Below are 26,161 nucleotides of genomic sequence, written 5' to 3'. Positions count from 1 at the left end.
TTACGGGCGTACAACGAGCGACGCGGATAGATCTGGATTTCAGCATCGCGCGCTACTCACAGCGATGGCATGCAGTGGCAAAGGGCTTTTCCACCGACCGCTGATGCCAGCGCTAGGCCTGGTCATCATGGCGGGCATGTCCACAACGGCTCAGGCCAATTACATCAACACAGAAGCCTCTTGTTCCGGGGCCACGCTATCTAGTCCGGAGTTTGTGGGTCGTGTGGGGAATCTTCACAACACGTCTCAGGCCACAGACGGTAACGGAACCTTCTCCCTGATAGCTGGCTGCAACGCCACCGGTGGAGGCACCGGCTCAAACGGTTACGCCAACACCGCCATTGGGGGGCTTACCACTGCCACCTCGGAGGGGGCCACGGCTGTAGGATTTCATTCCTCTGCCACGGCACGCTTTGCCAGCGCCTTCGGCCTTGAGAGCGTCGCCTCGTCCTCCGGCGCCACCGCCCTGGGATTTGGCGCCAATGCACAGGCTACCAATGCAGTGGCCATCGGCGGGGCTAGCGATGGCACGAGTGCAGGTGCAGCAGGAGCCAGCGGCGGCACCTTGAGCGTGGCCAACTCCACGACCGCCTCTGGTGTTGGCGCTATCGCTATCGGCAGTAATACCGTCAAGGGCGCGCAGGCCACCAGCAAAGGCGCCATCGCTCTGGGGGGAGAGTCAGCCGCCACCAGCTCTCAAGCCATTGCCATTGGGGAAGGTACTACGTCGAGCGGTAGTCGAGCGGTGAGTCTCGGTAGTTCACTCGTCGCTAGCGCCGAAAATAGCGTGGTGATTGGCAACAACAGCTCCATTGGCACCAATGCGGTCAGCGCGAACGCGATCGGTGACTCGAACACGATCAGCGACGCATCAAAGTATGCCAGCGTTCTTGGCATGAAGAATGATGTGGATGGCAATGCAGCGCGGGTACTGGGTAACAACAATACGGTCGGTGCTGATTTCGTTGGCGTCTCCGGCTCGAACAATACAATTTCGGCTACCTCCATGCACGCCAATGTCATGGGTAACAACGCAACGGTCAATGGTGTGGGGGCAACGGTTGTGGGGAGTACCGGAACCGCTAGCGCCGACCATACGTTGGTGCTGGGTTCCAACGGTATCGCATCGGCCGTGGATGCCATCGCCATTGGGCACGGAGCAAATGCCAGTGAGGCGTCTAGCGTGGCGCTGGGCAGTGGCACGACGACGGAAAAGGCCGTCGGCACGGCGAATGCGACGGTGGCGGGGAAACAGTACCTGTTTGCGGGTAGCTCGCCGACAGGAACCATCAGTGTCGGCTCTGCGGCGACGACCGACAGCGGAGGTAATCCTGTCGCCAGCACCGAGCGCACCATCACCCACGTAGCGGCCGGTCGCTTGTCGGCCACCAGTACTGACGCGGTGAACGGCAGTCAGCTCCATGCGACCAACCAGGCCGTCGATCTGGCGCGAACCGACATTGACGCGCTTGGCACAACGGTCAGCAGTCACACGACCACCCTTGGCGAGCACACCACGGCGATCACCAACCTTCAAGGTGGCGTCACCTCACTGCAACAAGGCTCTGTCAGCTATCTGGCCAATGGCGATGGCACCTTCGACACCAGCAAGGTAGTACTGGACAAAGACGGTACGACCATCGACAACCTTAACGCTGGCGCCTTGACCGCCGACAGCCAGGAAGCCGTGAACGGTGCTCAGCTCTTCGCGACCAATGAACTGGTCAAGGGAAACACCACCGCCCTTGGCAACCTGACGACCAGCGTGGGAGATAATGCGACGGCCATCAGCAACCTGACCACCAGTGTAGATGGCAATAGTGACCGCCTGGACGAGATGGCCAAGGATTCCACCTACTATCAGGCCAACTCGACGGCCGCTGGCGCCATGGCCACCGGGGCAGAAAGCCTCTCGATGGGTCCCAAGAGCGCCGCCTCTGCCGTCAATAGTGTCGCCATCGGCAACGGAGCCAATGCCAGCGTCAGCGGTGGCGTGGCCCTTGGCAGTGGTGCTGTTTCCTCACGCACGGTGTCACCGGCCACCGGTTCCATCAGTGCCGGTAGCGCCACCATTACCTATAACACCAGTGACAAGACACTGCTTGGCGCCGTGTCGGTGGGAAGTGACGATGAGTACCGGCAGATTACTCATGTCGCCGACGGTATCGAGGATCAAGATGCTGTCACCATGCGCCAGTTGCAGGGTGCACTGGGCTCCTTGACGGTGGGAGGCGGCAACAAGTACTTCCACGCCAACTCCACCAACCCGTCAGATTCTGCGGCCGTGGGCAGCGAGTCGATCGCCGTCGGCCCCGGTACCGTGGTGAATGGGGACGGTGGCCTGGGCATGGGCGATCGTGCTGCCGTCGACCAGAGCGCAGTGGGCGGTATTGCCATCGGCCAGCGCAGCCATAGCTTCCTGGAAGACGCCATTGCCATCGGCACCAGCAGTGAAGCGCAAGGACAGCTTTCCGTCGCCTTGGGGGCGGGGGCGAAAGCAACGGGAGCGTCCGGCGTAGCGCTGGGGAGCAACTCGGTGGCCGACGCAGCAGTGGCAACGTCGAGTATCACCCTGGCCGGTACGGACTACACCTTCGCCGGTAGCTCGCCAATCGCCACCGTGGGCATTGGCAGCGCTGGTCAAGAGCGGACCCTGACACATCTGGCCGCGGGTCGGGTCAGCGCCAGCAGCACCGATGCCATCAATGGTAGCCAGCTATACGCCACCAACCAGGCAGTCGAGGGTGTCTCAAGCCGAGTGGATGACCTCGAGGGCCAGTACGCCAGCCTGAGCGACGACGCCCTGACCTATGACTCCGGTTCTGATAAAGGCAGCATTACCCTCGGTGGAGAAAGTGGTACTAGCCTCACCAACCTGGCCGACGGGGACATCAGCAGTGGCAGCACCGATGCGGTAACCGGGGGACAACTTTGGAACCTTAGTCAGCAGCTCAGCGGCGCTGGCGGCGGCGGTGGCATCTACAGCAATATCAGCACGTCAGGGCCTGGCGCCCAGGTCGATGCAGACGATGGCATTGCCATGGGCGGCGGCGCTCGCGTGGACCAGGGAGCCGAAGGCGGCATCGCCCTGGGCTCAGGCTCCGTGGCTGACCGCGGTGGAATGAACGGTGCCCGCGAGGCGTTCTCCGATGTCGCTGTTGGCTCTACCGCGGGAGCACTGTCGGTAGGTAGCGCGGGAGGTGAGCGTCAGATCACCAACGTTGCGGGGGGCACCGAAGCCACCGACGCGGTCAATGTTCGCCAGCTTGAGTCCGTTCAGGCAGGCGCCGTCAACTACGACCGGCACGAGGATGGCAGCGTCGACTATGGCTCCGTGACCCTTGGCGATGCCACTGCTGGCCCCACCACCGTTCACAACGTCGGGCCTGGCGTCGCTGACACCGATGCAGCCAACGTGGGGCAGCTGAATGCCCTCAACCAGAACGTGCAGCGTCAGTTCAGTCGACTGGCGGAAAAGATTGGTGACGTAGAGGACGATGCCAACGCCGGCTCAGCTACCGCCATTGCCATGGCATCCGTGCCCCAGGCGTATCTGCCGGGCAGAAGCATGGTCGCGGTGGGTGGAGGCAATTACTCAGGCGAATCCGCAGCGGCGGTAGGCGTTTCTCACCTGACGGAGAACGGCAAGTGGGCCTTCAAGATCAATGGCTCCGGCGATACCCAGGGGAATGTGGGGATCGGTGTAGGCGCAGGCTTCCACTGGTAACACAAATGGGTAAAACGCCCTTCTTATACTAGGAAAAGCGCGATGGTGGTGGCAGGACTCGCCGACGATGCACTGTCCAAGCCGGCAATGCTCTAGGTCGACAACGTCACTGCCACTCACCATCCGCTTTCTTCTCTTGTGATGAGATCCCTTATCGTAAATCGTACGACCGCTAGACAGTGTTCAATGCCAAGCCATTGCCACCATCTCAGTTGGCAATACCGCTCTACGCCTGTGCATTCAGGTGCTCGAACTCCTCACCTATCATCTGATCTTTCCACCTGGCATGTACGCCATGGATCACTCATTTTTGCTCCATGTCGTTAAGACATTTGTGGTTGGCACACTCTTACGCAGCAACACGTACCCAAGTAACGTGGTGCTTGTACGCTGCCCTTCGTGGCTCAATCCTCCAGGGCTCTGGCGTAGCCTGGTGGCCACCATCGGCGAACTCTCCGCGGGCGTCTCAGCGCTTGGCCGCTTTCATATTTTCTGCTGGCTTCGTTCTTCTCTCGGTGTTCGCCGTCAATATCAGGACACACTACGAGAATGCCACTATTTGCCTGGCCTGATGAGGCCATCTGACCTTTGCCCCTTGACCCGCGTTGCCTTCATCAAGCACTTCTCCGAAAGACGGCGGGACAAGAGGCTATGTAGGCCCACATTACGAGGTAAGTGCATCATGCAAACTGATCACCTGTATCTCAACGACGCTTATCAAGTCGCGTGCAGGGCCATCGTGTCTCATGTTTCAAAAGAAGGGCTACTGCTTGACCAAACGGTTTTCTACCCACAGGGTGGCGGCCAGGCAGGAGACAGCGGCTGGTTGACCCTGAAAGGTGGGTCCCGGTTACGGATTACAGAGTCGCGCAAGGCAGGTGAGGCATTTCCTGACAAGAATACCGTGCTGCATATCCCGGCTCTTGGTCAGACACCCCTGGTTCAGAGAATCAAGCCTGGTGACGAGGTGTGTGCCAACATCGACTGGCAGCGCCGCTACCGACACATGCGCCTACACACCGCCGCACATATGTTGTGTGCCGTGCTGCCGTATTCGGTCAACGGCTGCAGTATTACCGCTGACTATGCGCGCCTTGACGTCGTGACCAGCGACCCGCTGTCACCTGAACGCATTGAGACAGCCTTGGCGGCAATGGTCGAGGCGGCGCACCCGGTAACGGTCGAAACGATAAGCGACGAGGCACTGCAAGCCAATCCAGAGCTCGTGCGTACCATGAGTGTCCATCCGCCCATGGGCTGCGGGCAGGTGCGACTCGTGAACATCAAGAATACCGATCTACAGCCATGCGGGGGGACCCATGTCGTCAATACACGGGAGGTTGGCGCGGTGAGCGTGTCCAAGATAGAGAAGACATCGGCGAGCACTCGTAGGGTGGTACTGGCACTGGAGTGGCCGAGGGTAGAATGAATCGCGCGCATAACGACGGATGCGCTCTCAGATCAAACCTCTCACGAGGCCACCTACAACCCGCTCCATATAATGCCGCGATGCTCGCTGAAGAAGCGAGCTCATTGCTTGCCTTCGACATGGGAAAGGCAAGCGGCGTCCATGAAACCGTGGGAAGGAAGGACCGCTGCGCAATGACTGAGCTGTTGGCTAGGCGGTCAGCAGTTCCATATTCCCTTGGTCACGCATTGGATGACGAATCGCCTCCTTGGCGATATTCACTGCCAACGCCACCCTCGCTACCTCCCATACGCCAGCATCTATTTGGTAGCCCCCTCGCGCGTTGAGCCAATCAAGCACTTCTGCGAGATGCCAGATCGAAGCGCTACCTTCGTGAACCGGCAGGGGAAACGTGGCTCGGTGGATGAGCATCAGTTTCCGCATGGCCTGGCGGGAAACGCCCACGGCGTCGGCAACGTCAGTCAAGCCTACGAGGTCTGGCGAGGCTTCGATCAAACGCGCGGACGGGACGACGCCTCTAACATCAGCCAACGCAGTGCGAATCGCTTGCTCGGCATCGTCTGCTTCACGGGAGAATTCCAGCGCAAGACGTCCAGCCTGCCCCACTCCCACCAGGGCGTCATCACAACCGGCTGCACCCAGCCGCTCTACCAGTGCATCTTGATCACTGTCTTGGTCAGCCAACTGGTACTTCAGCGTAAAGACATATTCCACGGCTCAATCCTCCGGTTGCTGTCTGCTCCGGCGCTTGTGGGTAGCGCACTTGTCTACGACCCTTCTCAGCGCCCGGGCGTGACTGCCGGGGATTTTCGGCGTACTCCACACACTTGCGATACAGAACTCGCCACAGCGGCACTCATCATCATTGTAAGGACAGTAGATCTTGCCCCAGGCGTGGCTACCTCCTACCTCAACTCGATGGACGAGTCATTCCAAGGCTCCAGTATGGAAACGACACCTCAGGTTGTCAAACGACAACCTAAACTATAAAGCGGTTCCTCTCGGCCAAGCAGCCGGCTCACCATACTGACACCGAGCAGCTAACGACCACTAGCAGGGCATTCACACCGATGGAGTTGCTACCGCAATGGGTCAATACGTTGAGAAAGGCATCACTCTTTACCCTCAATGGGAGCAGAACTTGAACCGGAACATATGGCGAACGTCCCGGCACGAGCCAGGGCGCTTATAGCGCTGAATGTGCTGAACGAGAGAGTGGAGTGGCCCTTGCCCACCGTCTTACGGGCATGTCACGGGCGCCGATGCGTCGAGGCGTAGGATATGCTGACCGGCCTACATCCGGCACTAAAAAAAGCGACACAAGCTAATGAAATTCAAAAGCTTGCGTCGCCTTCTCAGTCACGACTGACCGTCACTTAACGGGGGATTATCACTCCCACTCAATCGTCGCCGGCGGCTTGGACGACACGTCGTAGGTGACGCGGGAGACGCCGGACAGCTCGTTGATGATGCGGTTGGACACCTTCTCCAGCAGCTCGTAGGGCAGGTGCGCCCAACGGGCGGTCATGAAGTCGATGGTCTCGACGGCGCGCAGGGCGATAACCCACTCGTAGCGGCGCCCGTCGCCCACCACACCAACGGACTTCACTGGCAGGAAGACGGCGAAGGCCTGGCTGGTCTTGTGGTACCAGCCGGAGTTGTGCAGTTCTTCGATGAAGATGGCGTCGGCCTCGCGCAGGATATCGGCGTACTCCTTCTTCACCTCGCCGAGGATACGCACCCCCAGGCCCGGCCCCGGGAAGGGGTGACGGTAGACCATGTCGTAGGGCAGGCCGAGCTCAAGTCCCAGCTTGCGCACTTCGTCCTTGAACAGCTCGCGCAGCGGCTCGACCAGCTTGAGCTTCATGGTCTCCGGCAGGCCACCCACATTGTGGTGTGACTTGATCACGTGGGCCTTGCCGGTCTTGGCCGCGGCGGACTCGATCACGTCCGGGTAGATGGTGCCCTGGGCCAGGAAGTCCACGCCGTCGATCTTGGCAGCTTGTTCATCAAACACGTCGATGAAGGTGTTGCCGATGATCTTGCGCTTGGCCTCGGGGTCGGCCTCGCCCTTAAGCTTGCCGAGGAACAGGTCTTCGGCGTCGGCGCGGATGACGCGAACGCCCATGTGCTGAGCGAAGGTCTCCATGACCTGGTCACCTTCGTTCTTGCGCAGCAGGCCGTTGTCGACGAACACACAGGTCAGCTGGTCGCCGATGGCCTTGTGCAACAGGGCGGCCACCACCGAGGAATCGACGCCGCCAGACAGGCCCAGCAACACGTGACGGTCGCCTACCTGCTCGCGCACCCGGGCGATCTGGTCTTCGATGATCTTGGCCGGGGTCCAGTTGCGTTCAGCACCGCAGATGTCCAGCACGAAGTGCTCGAGGATACGCTGGCCCTGCTGGGTATGTGTCACCTCAGGGTGAAACTGCACGCCGTAGAAGCGCTTTTCTTCCCAGGACATGGCAGCGATCGGACAGCTCGGGGTGGAGGCCGTCACGGTGAACGCTTCAGGCGCCTGGGCAACCTTGTCGCCGTGGCTCATCCACACATCCAGGAGGCCGCGACCGGTCTCGGGATCAACGTGGTCCTTGATGTCCTTGAACAGCGCCGTCTCGGCATCCAGGCGAATCTGGGCATAGCCGAATTCGCGCTTGTTGGAACCTTCGACCTTGCCGCCCAGCTGCTCGGCCATGGTCTGCATGCCATAGCAGATGCCAAACACCGGCAGGCCCATCTCGAACACGCAGGCGGGCGCACGCGGCGAATCCAGCTCGGTCACCGACTCCGGCCCACCGGCCAGGATGATGCCATTGGGGCGATACTCGCGGATTTCCTCTTCGGTGATGTCGAAGGCGCGAATCTCGGAATAGACGCCAATCTCGCGAACCCGACGGGCAATCAGCTGGGTGTACTGGGAGCCGAAGTCGAGGATCAGGATCTTGTGGGCGTGGATATCGGTCATGGGAATTACCTTGCAGGCGGTGGCCAAAAGGCCTGGCGATCAAAGGGCAATAAAGTGAAAAGCTGGAAGCGCCAGGGCGCTTCCAGCTTCAGGGCGACGGTGGACGCCTCACCCTACGCGATAGTTCGGGGCTTCCTTGGTGATCTGCACGTCATGCACGTGGGACTCGTTGAAGCCGGCGCCCGTGATCTTGACGAACTCAGGCTTGGTGCGCATCTCGTCGATGCTGGCGCAACCGGTATAGCCCATGGACGCTCGCAGGCCACCCATCAGCTGGTGCACGATGGCGCTCATCACCCCCTTGTAGGGGACACGGCCTTCAATGCCTTCCGGTACCAGCTTCTCGACACCGTCATCCTTGTCCTGGAAGTAGCGGTCGCTGGAACCCTGGGTCTGGGACATGGCTCCCATGGAGCCCATGCCACGATAGGCCTTGTAGGTACGTCCCTGGAACAGTTCCACCTCGCCCGGGGCTTCCTCGGTACCCGCCAGCAGACCACCCACCATGATGCAGCTGGCACCGGCTGCCACCGCCTTGGCGATGTCTCCAGAGAAGCGCACACCGCCGTCGGCGATCAGCGGAATGTCATAGGGCTTGACCGCCTCGGCCACGTTGGACACGGCCGTGATCTGGGGCACGCCCACACCGGCCACGATCCGGGTGGTACAGATGGAACCGGGACCGATGCCCACCTTGACCGCGTCGGCGCCCGCCTCGGCCAGTGCCTTGGCGGCGGCGGCCGTGGCAATGTTGCCACCGATCACCTGGATCTGGGGGAAGTGCTCCTTGACCCAGCGCACGCGCTCGATGACGCCACGGGAGTGGCCATGGGCGGTATCGACCACGATGGCATCGACGCCAGCTTCTGCCAGAGCCTTGACCCGGTCAGGGGTCTCGGGACCAGTGCCCACGGCGGCGCCAACCAGCAGACGCCCATCGGCATCCTTGGCGGCATTGGGGAAGGTGCGCGCCTTCTCGATGTCCTGGAAGGTCACCAGGCCGCGCAGGCGGAACTCAGCGTCCACCACCAGCATCTTCTCGACGCGGTGTTCCTGCATCTTGCCCTTGATGACGTCCAGCGGGGTGCCTTCCGGTACCGTCACCAGACGCTCGCGCGGGGTCATGATGTCCGACACGCTGTCGCCATGGTTGGGCTGGAAGCGCATGTCACGCTCGGTGACCAGGCCGACCAGGGTCTCACCTTCCACCACAGGGAAACCAGAGAACCCATGTTCCTTGGCCATGGACAGCAGATCCTGCAGCTTGGCCTTGGGACCTACGGTCACCGGATCCTTGACGATGACGCTCTCGTGCTTCTTGACCTTGCGCACTTCCAGCGCCTGCTGGGCAATGCTCATGCTCTTGTGGATGATGCCAATGCCACCTTCCTGAGCCATGGCAATCGCCAGACGGGCTTCGGTCACAGTGTCCATGGCAGCAGAGGCGAGGGGGATGTTCAGGAAGAGGTCGCGAGTCAGGCGGGTCCGGAGGCTGACGTCCTTGGGCAGAACATCGGAGTAGCCGGGAACGAGCAATACGTCGTCAAACGTAAGTGCTTCTTGGGCCATACGTAGCATAATCGGCAACACCCACAGAGGCTTGGAGGGAGGGAAGAAGTTAATCGCGCATTATAACGTTTCGCCCCACCATCGGGCAATGTGCCCACTCGATACTGCCATGGCTCGGCCCTGTCCGGCGCCCTCTTACGCCGTCCTCAAGCCCGCCTATGACGGGCGCTGCCTGCCCTCGATGAAGTCCCGCTATCGACGCGACAGCCCAGGTTCATCTGCGCCCACTGCTTATCTGTATCGAGAGTCTCCCTGTGTCGAGAGTGACCCCGTGTCGATCGATGCTTTCGCATCCGCTGTCTCACCCTTTATCTCCGACGGTGCCTCTATCTCCGACGGTGCCTCGATGTCGGCCTTGCCTGCGCTATCGCCAAAGCGTGCTTCCCAGCGATCGATAAACTCCTGGCGCCGCACCGGATCAACAAACGCCAGCAAGGACGCCTTGGGCAGAATCGGATACAGCCTCTCCCCGACCTGAGAGCGCAGCCGTGCTGCGGTATAGGGCCCCGTCACGTCGGGGCGAATGCTGAACAGTGGGGTCTGCCCCGCCAGCACATGCTGGCCGGCTCGACTCAACAGAAACTTGACGAAGGTGGCGGCCGCCTGCGGATGGCGGGCGTGACGATGAACGAACGCCAGACGCATCAGCACCAGGGAGTAATCCATGGGCACCTGCACGATGACCTCAGGATGCTCCTGGGCGTAGACCATGGCGTAGGACCCCAACAGGTTGTAGCCCAGCCAATAACGCCCGTCGCTCAGCCCCCGCAACATGTCTCGGGTGCTGGCTTCCAGCTGGGTGTCGACCGCCCCCATCGCCGCCACCAGATCCCAGAAGCGCGAGGAATAGCGTGCATCCTGCTGTGCCAGGGTATAGCCCACACCGCTGTCCAGCGGTGAGTAGGTCGTCACCCGGCCGGACAATCGCTCTGCCTCGGTGGCCAGCAGGCGGTGCAGGTCACCATGACTCTGGGGTGGCAGCATGTGTCGGGACAGGTCGAGTCGATAGGCCATCACCACCGGCTCGAAGGTAAAGGCGAAGACCTCATCGCGCCAGCGTGCCCAGGCTGGCCAGCTGTCGATTTCGGGCCCCTGCAGACGCTGAGCCAGCCCCTGGTTGGCGCGGTCCATCTGCCAGGGCATCGCAGAGCTGATCACCACGTCCGGGGTCTCCGCTCTCCACTCCGCTCTCCATTCCGCGCCCCCTGGCTGAGACTCCGCGACAGGGTCGACCGACGCGGTGCCTGCCACCACACTGCGATCCACCTCAAGCGTCGATCGGTCGATAAAGCTCAACGGAATCTCCGGATACGCGTCGCGGAAGGCCTCAAGCAGAGGCTCGACTACATCCAGATCAAGTGCGGCCGAGATCACCAGTGGATCCTCCACCGTCGGCACGCTGTCCTGTGAATCACCACAGCCCGCCAGCGACACCGCCACCAGCGACAGCGCCATCACCCACAGCAGCATGCTTCGCCAAGACTTCATGCCTGCCCCCCTACTGGCACGTCGCTCTTCTCTTCTAACGCCGCTGTCAGCGGGGCCTGTTGCATCTCGTCGTCGGCCAGCGGCAGCGACAGTGTCACCCTCAACCCCTGGGGCTGGCAGTGCGCGAAGGACAGCGTTGCCCCCATTCGGCGGGCCGTGGTCTCGACGATGGCGAGTCCCAGACCTGAACCAGCGGTGTCCTGGCGCCCCGCCCGCTGGAACGGCTGGCCGAGGGTAGCCAGCGCCATGTCGCTGACGCCCGGGCCATTGTCCATCACTGACACCTGAACACGACGAGATGCCAAGTCCCTGGACGGGGTCTCTCGTTCCATCATCACCGTTATCGCGCTCCCTGCCGGGGTATAGCGCAGCGCATTGTCGATCAGATTGCCCAGCGCTTCTCGCAGCGCCCAACCCTCGACGCGCACCAGCACAGGCCCGGCGGGCACCTCGCCCAGCCCCAGGTCGTGATCCCGGGCCTGGTCTCGACCCGCCCAGTCCAGCGCAACATCGCGCACCAGCGCGGTCAGCTCCAGCGCCGGGCATCCCTGATCCTGGTCAAGGTGCCTGAGGCGCGCCAACGACAGCAACTGTCCCGCCAGGCGACTGGTATCGTCGACCCGCTGGTGCACCCGTACCAGCGCATCGCGCCAGTGCTCCGGGGAATGACTGCGAAGCCCGAGTTCACAGGTGGTCTTCAACCCGGCCAATGGGGTCTTCAACTGGTGGCTGGCATCGGCGGTAAAACGCAGCAGGTCTTCCCGTCCCTGGCGCTGGCGGGCAAACAGGTGATCCAGGGCCTGGACCAATTCGTGCAGCTCCTGGGGTACCTTGGCCGACAATGGCCGAAAGTCATCGGCACTTCGTGACCTGAGCTGTCGTCGCAATCGTCGCAGTGGCAGCAGCACTGCGCGCACGGTTAGCCCCATCAGCGCGCTGGTCATCAGCACCATGGCCACAAACCGCGACAGGGAGCCGCGGAACAGCGCCCAGGCGAGCGCCTTTCGGCCTTCCAGGGTGTGACCGACCCAGACCTGTACCGGCAGCTGACTGACCCAACCCGCCGAGGCCACCCGCTGCCCATGGACCCGCAGGTCACCCCGGGAGGTCATCAAGTCGCGGGACAGGCCACCGGCATCCAGCCTGTCCTGCCAGGCGGAGGGGATGACCACCGGCCAGTTGCGCGACAATACGCCGCCGTCCTCGTCGAGCACTGCATAGAACACGCGATCCTGACTGTCGGTGGAGAGTATCTGCAGCGCCGCTTCTGGCACCACCACATGGGGCACCCCCTCTCGCCAGCGAACCGCTTCCGCGATCGTCAGTGCAGCCGCCTGCAATTGGGCATCGAAGGCGCGATTCGCCGCGCGCTGACTGCTGATCCAGGCCTCCGCCATCAACGCCAGGCCCAACAGCAACACGGTGACCGACAACCACCCGAGCAACTGCCGTTTCAGCGAGCTCCCGAGGGTGATCACAGCATCGCTCCATGGCTAGACTGTCGAGACGACATCACGCGTCATCTTCCAGACGATACCCCAGCCCCCGAAACGTGCGAATCCGCAGTCCAGAGTCCTTGAGCCGCTTGCGCAGACGGCTGACATAGACCTCAAGGGCATTGGAGCCGACCTCACCAAAACCAAACAGACGCCCTTCCAGGGTTTCCCGCGGGGCAATGGCCCCGGCATGCAGCAGCAGGCTCTCGACCAACAGCAATTCGCGATGAGGCAGGGCCATGGGCTCACCGAACAGGCTGGCGGCACCGCTGGCCGGGTCGAAGGTCAGTGGGCCAAGGCTCAGGCGGTTATCGGCACGTTGCTGGCTGCGCCGCAGCAAGGCGCGCACGCGCGCTTCCAGCTCGGCCAATTGAAAGGGCTTGGCCAGGTAGTCGTCGGCCCCCAGGTCGAGTCCCCTAACTCGGTCATCGAGAGCATCCCTGGCCGTCAGCAGGATGACCGGCGTGCGATCGCCGCCATCACGCATCTCGGCCAGCAGCGACAGGCCATCACCGTCGGGCAGCCCGATATCGAGCAGCACCAGGTCGACGCCACCCTGGCGTAACGCTGAACGCGCAGCGGCACGGGTCGACAGCACCTCGACAGTGTTGCCAAGCGGTGTCAGGGCCTCCACCAAGGAGCGGCTGATGAGGGCATCATCTTCAACGACGAGAAGGCGCATGAGACTAATGTCTTATCCGTAAATCAGGTGGATGACAGGTTGATGAAAGCTAGAAGGCCTAGCATCCGCTGGGCTGACGATACGCGCCGTACGCTTCGCTCCGGTTGGCCAGTGCTGCACGCCACTATCTTGCGCTAGCTTGCGCCAGCGCCGTGCCAGCCGCCGTCGGCAACACCCATCACTTTCGTCGACTCATAATAATATCTGATCAGGAGTACGCATGAAGACTACCATAGCCCTTCCCGCAGGCCTTGCTGCACTGCTGCTGGGTGCCAGCCTGACGACCGGCACGGCCCAGGCGTCCGACGACGCCGAGTGCATCGCTCCGGCCAAGCCCGGTGGCGGTTACGATCTGACCTGCCGTCTGGCCGCCAATGGCCTGCTCGAGACGGGGCTGATCGAAGACCCGATGCTGGTGACCTACATGCCCGGCGGCATCGGCGCGGTAGCCTACAACCACGTCAACGGCGTGCGTACCGATGACCCCAACCTGATCGTCGCTGCCAGCACAGGCGCCGCCGTCAACCTGGCGCTGGGCAAGTTTGGCCAGTATGACGCCAGCGAAGTGCGCTGGGTCGGCGCGCTCGGCGTCGACTACGGTGCCATCGTGGTCAAGGCCGATGCTCCCTGGCAGAACCTGGAAGAGCTGATGACCGCGCTGCAGGAAGATCCAACCCAGGTCGCCTTCGGTGCCGGCGGCAGCGTCGGCAGCCAGGACTGGATGAAGGCAGCCCTCACCGCCAAGTCCGCAGACGTCGACCCCAGAAGCCTTCGCTACGTGGCCTTCGAAGGCGGCGGCGAAGCCCTGGCGGCTCTGCTGGGCAATCACATCCAGGTCTTCACCGGTGACCTCTCCGAGCTCAAGTCGCAGCTGGAAAGCGGTGATATCCGAGTCCTGGCCGCATTGGCCGAAGAGCGCGTCGAGGGCCCCTACGCCGACATCCCCACCGCCGCGGAACAGGGCTATGACGTCGAGTGGCCGATCTGGCGCGGCTACTACATGGGCCCCGAGGTCAGCGATGAGGCTTACCAGGCCTGGGTCGAGAAGTTCGAACACCTGGCCGAGAACGACACCTTCGCCGAGCTGCGGGAAGCTCGTGGCCTGTTCCCCATGGCGCTGTTCGGAGATGACTTCGACGGCTACGTGAAGGATCAGGTTGCGGAGTTCAAGCAGCTGGCCGCTGATGTGGGTCTGACACAATGAGTCTTGCCGCCGACCGCTGTCTGGGGATTGCCCTGATGGGGTTGGCGGCGTTTACCGCCGTCAACGCCCTGTCCCTCGAAGTGCCGTTCAGCTACGACCCCGTCGGCCCCAAGGCCTTTCCTCTGGGGCTCTCGATCCTGCTGGGCCTGCTGTCTGTGGTGCTGGTGATTCGTCCCGGCGAGAACGGCCACTGGCCGGACAAGCGCCTGGCGCTGCGCCTGATCGGCGTCCTGGCCCTGCTGCTGGTCTACGCCTTGCTGTTCCCGCGCCTCGGTTTTGCCATCAGCTCGATGCTGGTGATCGCCGCCCTCGCCCGGCTGTTCGAGGCAAGCTGGCCCAAGGCCATTGCCACCGGTGTGCTGATGGCCTTCGGCGGCCAGTGGCTGTTCACCCACGGCCTTGGCATCACCCTGCCCGGCCTGCCCTGGTAAGCCAGGCCACCGACGCGACCGCTTCCTGCTCAAGGTATCCCCATGTTCGACTTCCTTATCGAAGGCTTCGGCGTTGCCCTGACGCCACTCAACCTTGGCCTGGCCTTTCTTGGCGCCCTGCTGGGCACCCTGTTCGGGGCTTTGCCGGGGATCGGACCGATCAACGGTATCGCCATCCTGATGCCGCTGGCCTACACCCTGGGCCTGCCGGCCGAGTCCGCACTGATTCTGCTGGCGGGTATCTACACCGGCGCCGAATATGGCGGCCGGATGTCCAGCATTCTGCTCAACGTGCCGGGCGATGCCGGCGCGGTCATGACCACCCTGGACGGCCACCCGCTGGCCAAGAAAGGCCTAGCCGGCCCGGCGCTCGGCCTGTCTGCCGTGGCTTCCTTCATCGGCGCCACCATCGCCATCATCGGCCTGACCCTGTTTGCCCCACTACTGGCCCGGGTCGCGGTGATGTTCGGTCCCGCTGAATTCTTCGCCCTGATGGTATTCGCCTTCTCTTCCATGTCCGTAATGATGGGCAAGGATCCAATCAAGACCGCCATCGGCGCCGTGCTGGGCGTACTGATCGGCACCGTTGGCGTCGACTCCGGTACCGGCGTCATGCGCTACACCTTCGGCATGCCGGAGCTCTACGATGGCATCGACTTTGTGGTGATGATCATCGGCCTGTTCGCCATCAGCGAAATCCTGCTGATGCTGGAACACGCCCATCGCAAGGACGTGGACAACGAGCTGCCACCGCTGGGACGCGTTTTCGTCAGCCTCAAGGAAGTGCTGGCCTGCAAGGGCACCATGCTGCGCTCTGGGGTGCTGGGTTTCATCATCGGGGTGTTGCCAGGGACCGGTGCCTCGGTCGCTGGTGCCGTCTCCTACACCACCGAAAAGCGCCTGGTCGACAAGGACAACACCTTCGGCACCGGTGACATGCGCGGCCTGGCCGCCCCCGAGGCCGCCAACAACGCCTCTGCCGCCGGTTCGTTCGTGCCCATGCTGACCCTTGGCATTCCCGGCTCCGGCACCACCGCCGTGTTGCTCGGCGCCCTGATGCTCTACAACATCACGCCGGGCCCAATGATGTTCTCGCAGAACCCGGAAGTGGCCGGTGGTCTGATTGCGTCGCTGTATATTGGCAACCTGGTGCTGCTGGCTCTCAACCTGCCCCTGGCCGGGGTGTTCGCCAAGGTGCTGACGATCCCCCGTTGGGTACTGGTGCCCGCCATCGCCGTGCTATCCTTCGTCGGGGTCTATCAGCTGCATTCCGACCTGACCGCCATCTACCTGATGCTGATCATCGGCGTGTTCGGCTACCTGCTGCGCAAGCTGGGCTTCTCGCTGGCCCCGGTCATTCTCGGCTATGTGCTGGGCGGCTTGATGGAAGAGAACCTGCGCCGTGCTCTGGCGATCAGCGGAGGCGATACCTCCATCCTGTGGCAGTCCGGCATCTCGCTGGGACTGTGGATCGCCGCCATCGCGCTGCTGGTGCTGCCGTGGCTGGTGCCGATGTTGCTGAAACGGCGTCCGTCGGCACAGTCTTGACGCTATCCCTGCGCGGCGCCTGATGGCGCCGCGCGCCGTTTAACCACGACCCACATCGACGGCCATCTGAACCGATCGACCACTATCCCCGATATCGTTACTTACCCACGACCCACTGCCGGTCGCCCTGCCAGGAGACGCCATGCCCGCCATTCCCTCTTCTCTTCCCTCCGGCGCCTGGCGATTCCTTCCCACCCTGGCCCTGGGCTCGGTGGGCGGCTACCTGGCCTTCCTCATCGATCTGCCGCTCCCGTGGCTGCTGGGGGCGCTGATCACCACCACCCTGATCAGCCTGACCGGCATCAAACTGGGTTCCCCCGGGCGCCTGCGCAAGGGAGTTCTGGTGGTGATCGGCGTCATGCTGGGTTCGGCCTTCACCCCGGAGCTTTCAGGCAATCTCTCTGCCTGGCTGGCCAGTGCCGCCATCATGCTCGCCGCCACGGCGGTGATGATGGTGGTCGCGGTCGCCTTCAGCTACAAGGTGGCGGGGCACTCGCTGGACACGGCCTTATATGCTGGAGCCCCTGGTGGACTGTCGGCGCTGCTGATGATGGCCCATGAGTCCGGCGCGGATCTCAAGGCGGTGGGCATCACCCACGCCGTGCGCATCCTGGTGCTGCTGCTGGCGATTCCTCCTATCCTCACCATCATGGGCCATGTGGATCTGGCCGGCGCCAGCAACGGGCCCACCCGCTGGAGTGAACTACCCACCCTGAGCGGAACCGCATGGCTGGTGGCAGCGGCGGCTCTGGGCGCACTGGTAGGCAAGGTCCTGCGCCTGCCCAACGCCCTGCTGTTCGGCCCCGCCCTGGTGTCGTCGATACTGCACTTCTCGGGCATGACCCACGCGGTGCTTCCGCCTGCGTTGATCGCCCTGGCCCAGGTCGTCATCGGCACCTCGGTCGGCGTGCGCTTCGTCGGGGTCGCGCTGTCGGAGATGGCCAGGCATCTGGGGCTGGCCGTGGTGCAGGCGCTGATTCTGGTGATTCTGGCGGTCATCGCCGCCTGGGTCGGCCAGGCCCTGACCGGCATGTCCGTCGCCGCGGCCCTGCTGGCCTACATGCCGGGTGGCGCGCCAGAGCTGAGCCTGGTGGCACTATCGCTCAACATCGAGCCGGCGTTCGTCACCTCCCACCATCTATTGCGCATCACCGTGCTGCTGATCGCCCTGCCGCCGCTGGTGACATGGGCCCACCGGCGACTCAAGCGCTAGGCTTTGTCCCCCGCCGCCTGCGGCTCATGCGTTGGCGCTGATGAAGTCCATCAAGCGCGGGAACACGTCTCGGTCGACCCGCGCCCCCATGAACACGTCCTGGTGGCCATAGCCCTCGACAATGTCCAGGCGATGGCGACCAGGCGCCGCCTTCTCCAGTGCGCGGTGGCAGTGCAGATTGCTGTCGCTGAAGACTCGGTTATCGCGGCCGGTAAGCAGCAGGCATGGCGTCTCGATGCTCTCTGCGGCGACCAGGTAGTCATCGGGCAAGACGTCATACTCGGGCGCCTTGCGCATTCTCACGGTGCGATGCCCTCGGCGCAGCATCTTCATGACGTGACGGTGATAGTTGAGCCCTACCGGGCCATACAGGTCTCCACCTCGCCGGTGGGTGCGCTCGTCCAGGTTGTGATGGTGGTATAGCGCCGGCCAGCCGGTGCCCCACATCAGCGACAGCATATGGCAGGCAGGCACGTCGCACTCCCGGTGAAACAGCGAGACGCCCTTCGACAGCAGCTTGCCCAGGGTCAGGCGAGGGTCGTCGCTCCAGCGCGGGCTGACATAAGGCTGCTGCAGGATGCGCTCAACGATAAAGGGAAACACGTGGCCCTTGACCATCGACCAGCGTGGCACGTGGGGCGTCAACGCCACACTGTTGAGCACGCAGGAGCGAATCCCCCGGATGGTGCCGCCGAACAGGGCCATGGCGACACTCATCGACCCCAGGCAATGAGCGATGACATGCAGCTGCAGCTCATTCCCGGCGGGATCGCCGGTCAGGCGACGAATCGCCGCTACCGCTGCCGGTATGTCATACACCGCGCAGTCATCCATGGAATAGCGGGTGGGCTGCAGGTTGTAGGGGTGGCGGTTGCTCATGCGGAAATCCAGCGTCCACACCTCGTCGATCCCTTCGTCCAGCAGAAAGCTCACCAGGTTGCGGTGTTCGGGCTGGATGAACATGTCGCTTGATGTCGTCAGCCCATGCACGATCATGACCGCCCGGCGCCCTTTGGCGCAGGAACTGGAACCGCGACTACGGACAAAACGCAGCAGCGACAGACCCAGGCCGTCACCGGTACAGAAGCCATGCTGGCTGATCTCGGCATCGGTCACGCCTTCCAGGGTGTGCAGTGCGATTTCCCGGACCATGGGGTCACCTCTCTATCATCGACCCTGCCGCCACCGAAGAGCCTCATCCTGCCCAGGCAGCAATGTCTTCTCAGGCCAACATCCGCGCCATGGCACGTTCGGCCAGGGCAGCGATGGTGCGTGATGGGTTCAGCCCCAGCGCGCGCGGCACGATGGCACCGTCGAGCACGTACAGCCGCGGATATCCGAATACCTCGCCGGCGTGGTCGACCACCCCGTCCCAACGGTTCTCGCCCATGGGGCAGCCTCCCAGGGGATGAGGCGTCACCAGGTAATCCAAAAGGCGCCAGCTGGGTGGCTCGATGGCGACGCCTCCGGTGAGCTCACTCAACTGCTTGTGTCGATCGCACAGGGCCTGAACCACCGAGCGTGACGCATCCACGCGGTAATCCAGCGACAGCGCGGGCTCTCGCTCCAGCCAACGGCGCGAGAGCCGCAGCACGCCATCGGCAACATCCACGCCCTGGCCGAACCACGGCATCAGGCAACGATCCGGGTCGTTGTGCTTGAGCGCTTCCGCCAGCACCGCACGCCAGCCGCTTCGCAGCATGCCGGCGACAGAGGAATGGGCCAGCAGCCGCGACAGCGCATGGCCTATGAGGTCCGGGTAGCCGCCGTCCTCGACAAGGTAACGCCGGCCCTGGTCGATACCGTCCAGAAAGTCGATGGCCGCACTGATGGTCGGGCCGCGACAGGGATCGATACGCCGATTCGGATACATCGCGGGCGTCAGGAAGTCGCCGTTGGCGCACCAGCGATGGCCCAACAGGGGCGACAGTTCCGGCAAGGTGCGGTACTGGTCGCGAGCCCGCAGCAAAAGCTCGGTGGAACCCAGCGAGCCCGCCGCCAGGATCACCCGTTCGGCTCGCTCGTGACGGATGGTTGGCGCGCCCTCGAGATGCTGAAAGGTGACCCGGTAGCCATCGCCCTCTGGCACCAGCGAGCGGACCAGGCTCAGCGGGCGAATATCGCAGCCAAGTTGCTCTGCCCTGGCCAGATAGTTGAGGTCCAGGGTATTGCGTGCTCCCACGGGACAGCCGATGTCGCAGTAACCGCAGTGGATGCAGGTCCCCTGGGACTTGCCGTAGGCATTGAGGCTCTGTCGACTGTGCCGACGATGATGCGGCTCCTCCAGCCGGTAATGCCAGTCCGGGTCAAAGCGCACCGCCAAGGGCAGCGAGCGGAAGCGTTCAGGGTGCCCGCTGGCCTCCGCCGCCTGCTTCAGCAGCTTGTGGCGCTCGCTGACCTGAGCCGAGGGCACTTCACAGACCTCCAGCATTTGCCCGACGCGCTGCTGGTAGGGCGCAAGGTCACTGTAGCTGATCGCCTCAGGCCAGCCGCTGTCGAAGGCAAACGGCTGGGCAGGCACCGAGACATTGGCGTAGACCAGAGAGCCGCCGCCTACCCCCGCTCCCTGGGCCACCGCCATGCGCGGAAAAAAGCGCAGGTCGAGCCAGCCATGGCGACCACGCGGTTCTTCAACGTCGAAGCACCAGTCATCGTCGGGCCCCCGCGGGAAGTCTTCGCGCTCCCAACGCCGTCCTCGTTCCAGCACCAGCACCCGCTGGCCAGCCTCGGCCAGACGACAGGCCGCCACTGCGCCACCAAAACCGGAGCCCACCACAATCGCGTCGTAGCTCATGCGTTGGACTCCCGGCGGATCACCCAGGGGGCATACAGGTGCCACAGTTCACCGAAGAAGAAGCGACCAAAGTCCGCGACCGTCGCCAGGTCCCCCCGACCGCTGGGCGTCAATGTCCCGAGCATGGCCATCAGCTCCGCTACCCCCAGGTGGAGTACCCCCGCCCCTATGATGTCGGCGGTGTCGCTGACACCTTCATGCAAGGTGGTATACAGCGTCGTGGTGTCTCTCCACAGATCGGGCCCAGGATCATCGTGTACGCGCTTGACGCCATGCAGAAAGAGTCGCCTGTGGCCGTATTCCAGCAACGCATCGTAGACCATCTGACGCCCGGCTCCGGGCCCCTGGGAAAACAGCTGAAAATCGCCTTCCAGAATGACCAGTCCCAGCCCCAGGGGGGCAAAGTCGACCACGCCACCCAGCTTGCCATGGTGATGCTCGTCGGCCAGAAAGGCATTCATGTCGTCGATCTGGATCTTGGCGTGCAGCGCAAGCTCGGTGCCTTCGCGATGTCCCAACCGCTCACCGCGCTCGGGCATCTGGCTATCCAGCGAGAAGTGGCCGGACATGGTCTCCTCGAAGGTCAAGCCTGGCGCCATGGTGATTCTGTTCACACGCACCTCCCTGCCACGATGGTTGCTCCCCTGGCTCGCCTCAACTGCCAACGGTCATCGGCTACCAGGGACTCAGCTCGAGGTCGTTATAGGCCACGGTCTGGCCATTCGGTCCCGCTACCTTTACCTCGTGACCGTCCCTGTCCAGCACCCTCACCCTCAGCCGATGGCGCTGGCGATCCACCTCGAGGCGGCAGAAGTTCTCCTGCTGATAGAAGCCGTATGCCCGGTAGTGCAGGGTCATGGCACCGTCGAACAGCGGGAAGCCATCGCGCTGTCCCGCCACCCGAGAGTCGTGCACGAAGCCGTTGGGGTCTCCATCGGCCCAGAAGAACGGCCAGTACAGGGCCGAGGAGGTAATGTCGTAGAGCCGCTGACCGCCGCCGCCTCCCTCTTCTTCAACATGCATCTCAGCAATATTGGCGCAATGAACGTCGCCGCTGAGAAAGATCACGTTGTCGATACCGGCGGTGACGATGTGCTCGATCAAGGCCTTGCGGGTCGTTGGAAAACCGGACCAGCTGTCGCTGTCGGCTCGGCGTGACAGGTTGGTGCGCGCCAGGTCCACCGCCGCCTGGTCGTCGTGGCCATCTAGGCTGGGGTCCAGTCGCTCGTCCAACGGGCTGGGGGCAAACACCGTGGAGGTCACGATGAACTTGGGGACCGCTCCCCACCGCGCCTGCTGGTCGCTCAGCCATTGCAGCAACAGATCCAGCTGAGAGAGGTGCAGGGGGTCGATACTGGGCCGCCCCAGCAGGTGATTGTCCATCACCCGCCCCTCGCGCCCGTAGGTGCGATGGGTGCGGGTATCGCAGACGAAGAAGGGATAACCGCCGCAGTCAAAGTGATAGTGCAGATGGCGACCGAAGCTGCGTGGCCCGTGGGACCACTGGTAGCTCATGTAAGCACCGATGGCGACGTTGAACAGCTCGCGCTTGGCGCTCAGCCGGTCGCGATGCCAGTTGTCCTCGATCTCGTGGTCGTCGAGGATCATGTACACCGGGGCCTGGCGCAGGAAACGCCGCGCCAGCGGCGAGCCAAAGGCCGTGCGATAGCGCTCCTGGAACTCCGCGAAGGTATCGGCCCGACCGATCGGCAGGTAGCGACTGTACTGGTCGGCGTAGATCTGGTCACCGACCAGCAGGCTGAAGCGCGCAGCCGCTCGGCTGCCTCGGGGGCGCAGGTGCTGCTGCATGGGACCGAAGATGCGGTCCGACTCCTTGGTCTTCCATAGCGTGCCTGGATAGCGACAGGACCCCAACAGAAAGGCCAGACGGGCTGACGGCTGCTCCGGAAAGGTCGTGAATTCCGCCTCGCAGTGAGCGCCCTCCAGGCTGGCCAGCAACTTGGACATGCCACCGATATCCGGCAGCCGCGCCACGATCTCGCTATCGCTGAGACTCTCGACGTCTGGGGTGGTGTCATCCAGGGTCAGGGTGGCGACACGCACCCGGTAGCGGGTGTCCGGCGCCAGGGGCACCACGCCATCTGGCTGCCCCAACGGAGCGACACCGTCCTTTGCGCCAAGGCCCTGCTCGGCACCCAGCTCGAAGGTGCCGGTGCGGTCAAATTCACGATGCAGGCGGAAGTAGAAAGCATGCGCCCGGGGTGGGCTGCCTGCCAGCCGACACGGCATCCCGTTGTCTTCCACCACGGCTACCAGCCCCACGGTTCTCAGCGAGGCGCTAAGATCGACTCCGTCATCGCTGGGGGCGATGCCACGCACCCACAGCCGGCAACTATGGGCGGTGGTATGTCCGACGATAGGCCCGATATCGGGCGAGCGCAGTCCCGACATGGGGCCTCCTGCGTCACGATGTCTCGTCCCTGTGTGTCCAGTCCCTGTGTCCGCGTCACGATGTGTCCAGCTCACTGTATCTAGGTCAGTGTGTCTGCATCACGACGTCGCCTGCGCGGTGCGGCTCGCTACGGCTCCCACCTCCGCCATCGCTCAACGTTGTGCAAACGCTGCTATCACACACTGAGAGTAAAGATAGTTCGCCTTTGGTGAAGCGGCGACCTGGCCTCTGCTACCCTGTGGCGTCACTGCTGCCATGCCTGTTCCGACTGCCTGTCTTCTGGGGGAGTCGTTGTGACTGGCCTGGTTCACGCCCCACCCTTCAGGAATTGCCGTCATGTTGGATCCTTCGGACGACCCCCAGCACGTGCTATCGGTCAGCGATCTCAACCTGCGCGCGCGGCAGGCACTGGAAGCGGATCTTGGCGAACAGTGGATCGAAGGCGAGCTGTCTGGGGTCTCCAGGCCGGCCTCGGGCCATCTTTACTTCACCCTCAAGGACGAGCGCGCCCAGGTAAAAGCCGTGCTGTTCCGCACTCGGGCGCGATTCGTCTCTACGCCCATGCGCGACGGTGACCTGGTTCGAGTACGCGCCAGGGTGTCGTTGTTCGAGCCAAGAGGGGACTATCAGCTAATCGTGGAGGCGGTCCAGGCCGCGGGCGCTGGGGCGCTTCTGGCGGCACTCGAGGCGCTCAAGACCCGCCTGGCCAACGAGGGCGTCTTCACCAACGCACGCCCCCTCGCCTACCCTCCCCGCCATGTGCTGGTGCTGTCGTCGGCCACGGGAGCCGCCCTGCGCGACGTGCTGGCGGTGCTGAGCAAACGCTGGCCGCTGACCACGGTGACGTTGATTGCCGTGCCGGTGCAAGGCGCCGAGGCGGCACCGGCGATCACTGCCGCCCTTGGCCTGCTCAATCGCCAGCCAGCGCTCGATCCCGCACAAGACGTGGTATTGATCACCCGTGGTGGCGGCAGCCTGGAGGACCTGTGGGCCTTCAATGACGAACATCTGGCCAGAGCCATTCATCATTCCCGTCTGCCGGTGATGTCAGCGGTAGGTCATGAAACCGACCAGAGCCTGTCCGATCTGGCGGCGGATGCCAGCGCGCCGACGCCCTCAGCCGCGGCCGAACGGCTGGTGCCATCGAAACAGGAGCTGGTCAGCCAGCTCGGGCAACTCGAAGGGAGACTCAAGGGCGCCCAGTTACGCCACTTGCAGCGGGAAGGACAGCGACTGGATCACCTGCGGGCGCGGCTACGCCATCCCGGGGAGGCCATCGTGCGCCAGCGCCAGACACTCGACCAGCTGCGCTCACGCATGGCGCGGGCCATGGCCGGGAGGATGAACGGCGAGCAGCAACGATACCTCGATCTGACCCGACGCCTGGCGCTACGCTCTCCACAACGGGCTGTGGCGGAGCATCACAAACAGCTGACCGATCTGAGGCGACGGCTTGTGGCTGCCCAGTACCAGCAGCTGACGCGACAGCGCCAGCGACTGAGCGCCACTGTGCGCGAGCTGCAGGCTGTCAGTCCACTGGCCGTGCTGGCCCGTGGCTACAGCATCCTGACCAATCCACGGGGTGAGGCGCTGACCCAGGCGAGCCAGACGCACCCAGGGGAGCACCTGCAGGCTCGCCTGCAGGAGGGGGTCCTGCATCTCGAGGTGATCGATACCGCCCCGGCCAGCGAGCGCTCCCCCACCGTCATCGATCCTGGCAGCTCCTGACAACGGGGACTGACAACGGCTTCTGGCGACGGAGCCCGACTCACTGCGGAAGCCGTCGCCGGCTGGCGCTCCTACGCCTGGCTAGCGCGCCTGATCGGCCATTCCCGGCTTGAACGATGCGGGTTCCAGCTCGTGACGGGACAGCAGCTTGTAGAAGTCGGTGCGGTTGCGGCCTGCGATGCGTGCCGCCTGTGTCACATTGCCTTCGGTGATCTTCAGCACCTTGACCAGATAGCTACGCTCAAAGCCTGCCCTCGCGTCGTTGAAGGTCGGCATGGCATTGTCTTCCGCCGCCAACGCCTGGGCCACCAAGGCTTCGGGAATCATTGGCGCACTGGACAGCGCCACGCACTGTTCCACCACGTTGACCAGCTGACGCACGTTGCCAGGCCAGGCGCAGGTTGCCAGCAGATTGAGCGCTTCCGGCGAGAAGCCCTTGACGAACGGCTTGTGGCGCGACGCCGCCTGGGCAACCAGGTGCTTCACCAGCAGCGGCACATCCTCGGCGCGATCCTTGAGCGCCGGCAGCTTCAGATTGACCACGTTCAGTCGATAGTAGAGGTCTTCACGAAACTCGCCTTCGTGCATGGCCTGGTCGAGATCGCGGTGGGTCGCTGACAGCACCCGCACATCCACCGGTACTGACGTGGTGGAGCCCACTGGCCGTACCTGACGCTCCTGCAGCACGCGCAGCAGCTTGACCTGTATCGCCAGGGGCATGTCCCCGATTTCGTCCAGGAACAGGGTGCCGCCATCTGCCGCCTGGAACAGGCCACCATGTTCGCTGATGGCGCCCGTAAAGGCGCCCTTGGCGTGGCCGAACAGCTCGCTTTCCAGCAGTTGTTCCGGCAAGGCACCGCAGTTGATCGCAATGAAAGGCTTGTCGGCCCGCGCGCTGGCCTTGTGAATCGCGTTGGCCAACAGCTCCTTGCCGGAGCCAGAAGGTCCGGTGACCAATACGCTGACGTCGGAGCCTGCCACCATCCTGGCCTGCTCGAGGATTCGCTCCATCTCGGGACTGCGGGTAATGATGGCCTCGCGCCAACTGTCATCACCTTCGACACCGCTGGCGGTGTTCGACAATGCATCGTCAATGGCACCGAACAGCTCTTCACGGTCCACCGGCTTGGTCAGGAAACTGAACACACCCTGGCGAGTGGCGCTGACCGCATCCGGAATCGACCCATGGGCGGTGAGGATGATCACCGGAAGACCCGGCATGCGCCGCTGAATTTCCTGAAACAGCGCCATGCCGTCCATTTCATCCATGCGCAAATCCGACAACACCAGATCCGGGCGCCCTTCCTCCAGTCGCTTGAGCGCCTCGCGACCGCTCTCGGCAGTGGTAACGCGATAGCCGCGGCTTTCCAGGCGCATGCCAAGAAGTTTCAGCAGGCTGACATCATCGTCAACCAGCAGTACATGGGCACTCGTCTTGGCACTCAGGGTTGCTGCGACTTGCTTCATATCG

Annotated in this window: 18 protein-coding genes; 7 read left to right on the top strand and 11 right to left on the bottom strand. The window is 63.3% G+C overall.

Annotated elements, in window-relative coordinates; all coding sequences use genetic code 11:
- The first annotated feature begins 103 nt into the window (after positions 1-103).
- Both KUV86_RS02185 and KUV86_RS02180 read left to right on the top strand, forming a co-directional pair.
- Positions 104-3,727 carry a YadA family autotransporter adhesin gene (locus KUV86_RS02185; protein WP_222483428.1) on the top strand — a complete coding sequence of 1,208 codons (3,624 nt, stop codon included), beginning with the start codon at positions 104-106 and terminating at the stop codon, positions 3,725-3,727.
- 682 nt (positions 3,728-4,409) lie between these two features.
- Entirely contained in the window at positions 4,410-5,156 is a 747-nt protein-coding gene (locus tag KUV86_RS02180; RefSeq protein WP_222483427.1) for an alanyl-tRNA editing protein, read from the top strand.
- 189 nt (positions 5,157-5,345) lie between these two features.
- On the opposite strand, the gene KUV86_RS02175 is transcribed toward KUV86_RS02180, so the two are convergent.
- The 6 genes from KUV86_RS02175 to KUV86_RS02150 all read right to left on the bottom strand — a co-directional run bounded on the left by KUV86_RS02175 (position 5,346) and on the right by KUV86_RS02150 (position 13,359).
- Positions 5,346-5,870: a helix-turn-helix transcriptional regulator gene (locus tag KUV86_RS02175; protein ID WP_222483426.1), complete on the bottom strand. Its 525-nt coding sequence runs from the start codon at positions 5,868-5,870 to the stop codon at positions 5,346-5,348.
- 676 nt (positions 5,871-6,546) lie between these two features.
- Positions 6,547-8,124, bottom strand: a complete 1,578-nt coding sequence (gene guaA / locus KUV86_RS02170; RefSeq protein WP_222237097.1) for a glutamine-hydrolyzing GMP synthase — start codon at positions 8,122-8,124, stop codon at positions 6,547-6,549.
- Positions 8,125-8,232: 108 nt separating this feature from the next.
- Positions 8,233-9,702, bottom strand: coding sequence for an IMP dehydrogenase (guaB, locus tag KUV86_RS02165; protein ID WP_206940104.1), 1,470 nt, complete (start codon positions 9,700-9,702; stop codon positions 8,233-8,235).
- A gap of 222 nt (positions 9,703-9,924) precedes the next feature.
- Entirely contained in the window at positions 9,925-11,181 is a 1,257-nt protein-coding gene (locus KUV86_RS02160) for an ABC transporter substrate-binding protein (RefSeq protein ID WP_261395932.1), read from the bottom strand.
- Positions 11,178-12,659, bottom strand: a complete 1,482-nt coding sequence (locus tag KUV86_RS02155; RefSeq protein ID WP_222483425.1) for a sensor histidine kinase — start codon at positions 12,657-12,659, stop codon at positions 11,178-11,180. The genes KUV86_RS02160 and KUV86_RS02155 overlap by 4 nt, the downstream gene beginning before the upstream one ends.
- Before the next feature lie 34 nt (positions 12,660-12,693).
- Positions 12,694-13,359 carry a response regulator gene (locus KUV86_RS02150; RefSeq protein ID WP_206940108.1) on the bottom strand — a complete coding sequence of 222 codons (666 nt, stop codon included), beginning with the start codon at positions 13,357-13,359 and terminating at the stop codon, positions 12,694-12,696.
- A gap of 220 nt (positions 13,360-13,579) precedes the next feature.
- On the opposite strand from KUV86_RS02150, the gene KUV86_RS02145 reads away from it, so the two are divergent.
- From KUV86_RS02145 to KUV86_RS02130, 4 genes are all read left to right on the top strand, one after another.
- Positions 13,580-14,563, top strand: coding sequence for a Bug family tripartite tricarboxylate transporter substrate binding protein (locus tag KUV86_RS02145; RefSeq protein ID WP_222483424.1), 984 nt, complete (start codon positions 13,580-13,582; stop codon positions 14,561-14,563).
- Positions 14,560-14,994, top strand: coding sequence for a tripartite tricarboxylate transporter TctB family protein (locus KUV86_RS02140; protein WP_206940112.1), 435 nt, complete (start codon positions 14,560-14,562; stop codon positions 14,992-14,994). Before KUV86_RS02145 ends, KUV86_RS02140 begins: the two co-directional genes overlap by 4 nt.
- A 42-nt stretch (positions 14,995-15,036) precedes the next feature.
- The gene (locus KUV86_RS02135; protein ID WP_206940114.1) at positions 15,037-16,542 is read left to right on the top strand and encodes a tripartite tricarboxylate transporter permease; all 1,506 of its coding nucleotides are present in this window, start codon (positions 15,037-15,039) and stop codon (positions 16,540-16,542) included.
- 142 nt (positions 16,543-16,684) lie between these two features.
- Positions 16,685-17,755, top strand: coding sequence for an AbrB family transcriptional regulator (locus KUV86_RS02130; protein WP_222483423.1), 1,071 nt, complete (start codon positions 16,685-16,687; stop codon positions 17,753-17,755).
- 24 nt (positions 17,756-17,779) lie between these two features.
- Here KUV86_RS02130 and KUV86_RS02125 read toward each other — a convergent pair whose 3' ends face one another.
- The 4 genes from KUV86_RS02125 to KUV86_RS02110 all read right to left on the bottom strand — a co-directional run bounded on the left by KUV86_RS02125 (position 17,780) and on the right by KUV86_RS02110 (position 22,961).
- Positions 17,780-18,907, bottom strand: coding sequence for an alpha/beta fold hydrolase (locus tag KUV86_RS02125; protein ID WP_222483422.1), 1,128 nt, complete (start codon positions 18,905-18,907; stop codon positions 17,780-17,782).
- Between the two features lie 70 nt (positions 18,908-18,977).
- Entirely contained in the window at positions 18,978-20,549 is a 1,572-nt protein-coding gene (locus tag KUV86_RS02120) for a GMC oxidoreductase (RefSeq protein WP_222483421.1), read from the bottom strand.
- Positions 20,546-21,163 (bottom strand): hypothetical protein, encoded by a 618-nt coding sequence (locus tag KUV86_RS02115; RefSeq protein ID WP_222483420.1) that lies wholly within the window; start codon positions 21,161-21,163, stop codon positions 20,546-20,548. The genes KUV86_RS02120 and KUV86_RS02115 overlap by 4 nt, the downstream gene beginning before the upstream one ends.
- 61 nt (positions 21,164-21,224) lie before the next feature.
- Positions 21,225-22,961 carry an alkaline phosphatase D family protein gene (locus KUV86_RS02110; protein WP_222483419.1) on the bottom strand — a complete coding sequence of 579 codons (1,737 nt, stop codon included), beginning with the start codon at positions 22,959-22,961 and terminating at the stop codon, positions 21,225-21,227.
- 337 nt (positions 22,962-23,298) lie between these two features.
- Between KUV86_RS02110 and xseA the strand changes: the two genes are divergently transcribed.
- Positions 23,299-24,690: an exodeoxyribonuclease VII large subunit gene (gene xseA, locus KUV86_RS02105; RefSeq protein ID WP_222483418.1), complete on the top strand. Its 1,392-nt coding sequence runs from the start codon at positions 23,299-23,301 to the stop codon at positions 24,688-24,690.
- Positions 24,691-24,771: 81 nt separating this feature from the next.
- Here the strand turns inward: xseA and glrR are convergent, their stop codons facing one another.
- Positions 24,772-26,157 carry a two-component system response regulator GlrR gene (glrR, locus tag KUV86_RS02100; protein WP_222161611.1) on the bottom strand — a complete coding sequence of 462 codons (1,386 nt, stop codon included), beginning with the start codon at positions 26,155-26,157 and terminating at the stop codon, positions 24,772-24,774.
- Between the last annotated feature and the right edge of the window lie 4 nt (positions 26,158-26,161).

This window comes from Halomonas sp. DP8Y7-3 (assembly GCF_019801675.1).
Taxonomy (GTDB): domain Bacteria; phylum Pseudomonadota; class Gammaproteobacteria; order Pseudomonadales; family Halomonadaceae; genus Halomonas; species Halomonas litopenaei_A.
The sequence above is the reverse complement of the archived record's forward strand: the minus strand, read 5'-3'. Positions and strand labels throughout refer to the sequence as shown.

Excerpts from the sequence above, each read along its gene's own strand:
- KUV86_RS02180 (WP_222483427.1), top strand. The coding sequence starts at position 4,410 with ATGCAAACTGATCACCTGTATCTCAACGACGCTTATCAAGTCGCGTGC.
- KUV86_RS02160 (WP_261395932.1), bottom strand. The coding sequence starts at position 11,181 with ATGAAGTCTTGGCGAAGCATGCTGCTGTGGGTGATGGCGCTGTCGCTG.
- xseA (WP_222483418.1), top strand. The coding sequence starts at position 23,299 with ATGTTGGATCCTTCGGACGACCCCCAGCACGTGCTATCGGTCAGCGAT.
- KUV86_RS02120 (WP_222483421.1), bottom strand. The coding sequence starts at position 20,549 with ATGAGCTACGACGCGATTGTGGTGGGCTCCGGTTTTGGTGGCGCAGTG.
- KUV86_RS02125 (WP_222483422.1), bottom strand. The coding sequence starts at position 18,907 with ATGGTCCGGGAAATCGCACTGCACACCCTGGAAGGCGTGACCGATGCC.
- KUV86_RS02140 (WP_206940112.1), top strand. The coding sequence starts at position 14,560 with ATGAGTCTTGCCGCCGACCGCTGTCTGGGGATTGCCCTGATGGGGTTG.
- guaB (WP_206940104.1), bottom strand. The coding sequence starts at position 9,702 with ATGCTACGTATGGCCCAAGAAGCACTTACGTTTGACGACGTATTGCTC.
- KUV86_RS02110 (WP_222483419.1), bottom strand. The coding sequence starts at position 22,961 with ATGTCGGGACTGCGCTCGCCCGATATCGGGCCTATCGTCGGACATACC.
- KUV86_RS02150 (WP_206940108.1), bottom strand. The coding sequence starts at position 13,359 with ATGCGCCTTCTCGTCGTTGAAGATGATGCCCTCATCAGCCGCTCCTTG.
- guaA (WP_222237097.1), bottom strand. The coding sequence starts at position 8,124 with ATGACCGATATCCACGCCCACAAGATCCTGATCCTCGACTTCGGCTCC.
- KUV86_RS02185 (WP_222483428.1), top strand. The coding sequence starts at position 104 with ATGCCAGCGCTAGGCCTGGTCATCATGGCGGGCATGTCCACAACGGCT.
- KUV86_RS02135 (WP_206940114.1), top strand. The coding sequence starts at position 15,037 with ATGTTCGACTTCCTTATCGAAGGCTTCGGCGTTGCCCTGACGCCACTC.
- glrR (WP_222161611.1), bottom strand. The coding sequence starts at position 26,157 with ATGAAGCAAGTCGCAGCAACCCTGAGTGCCAAGACGAGTGCCCATGTA.
- KUV86_RS02145 (WP_222483424.1), top strand. The coding sequence starts at position 13,580 with ATGAAGACTACCATAGCCCTTCCCGCAGGCCTTGCTGCACTGCTGCTG.
- KUV86_RS02130 (WP_222483423.1), top strand. The coding sequence starts at position 16,685 with ATGCCCGCCATTCCCTCTTCTCTTCCCTCCGGCGCCTGGCGATTCCTT.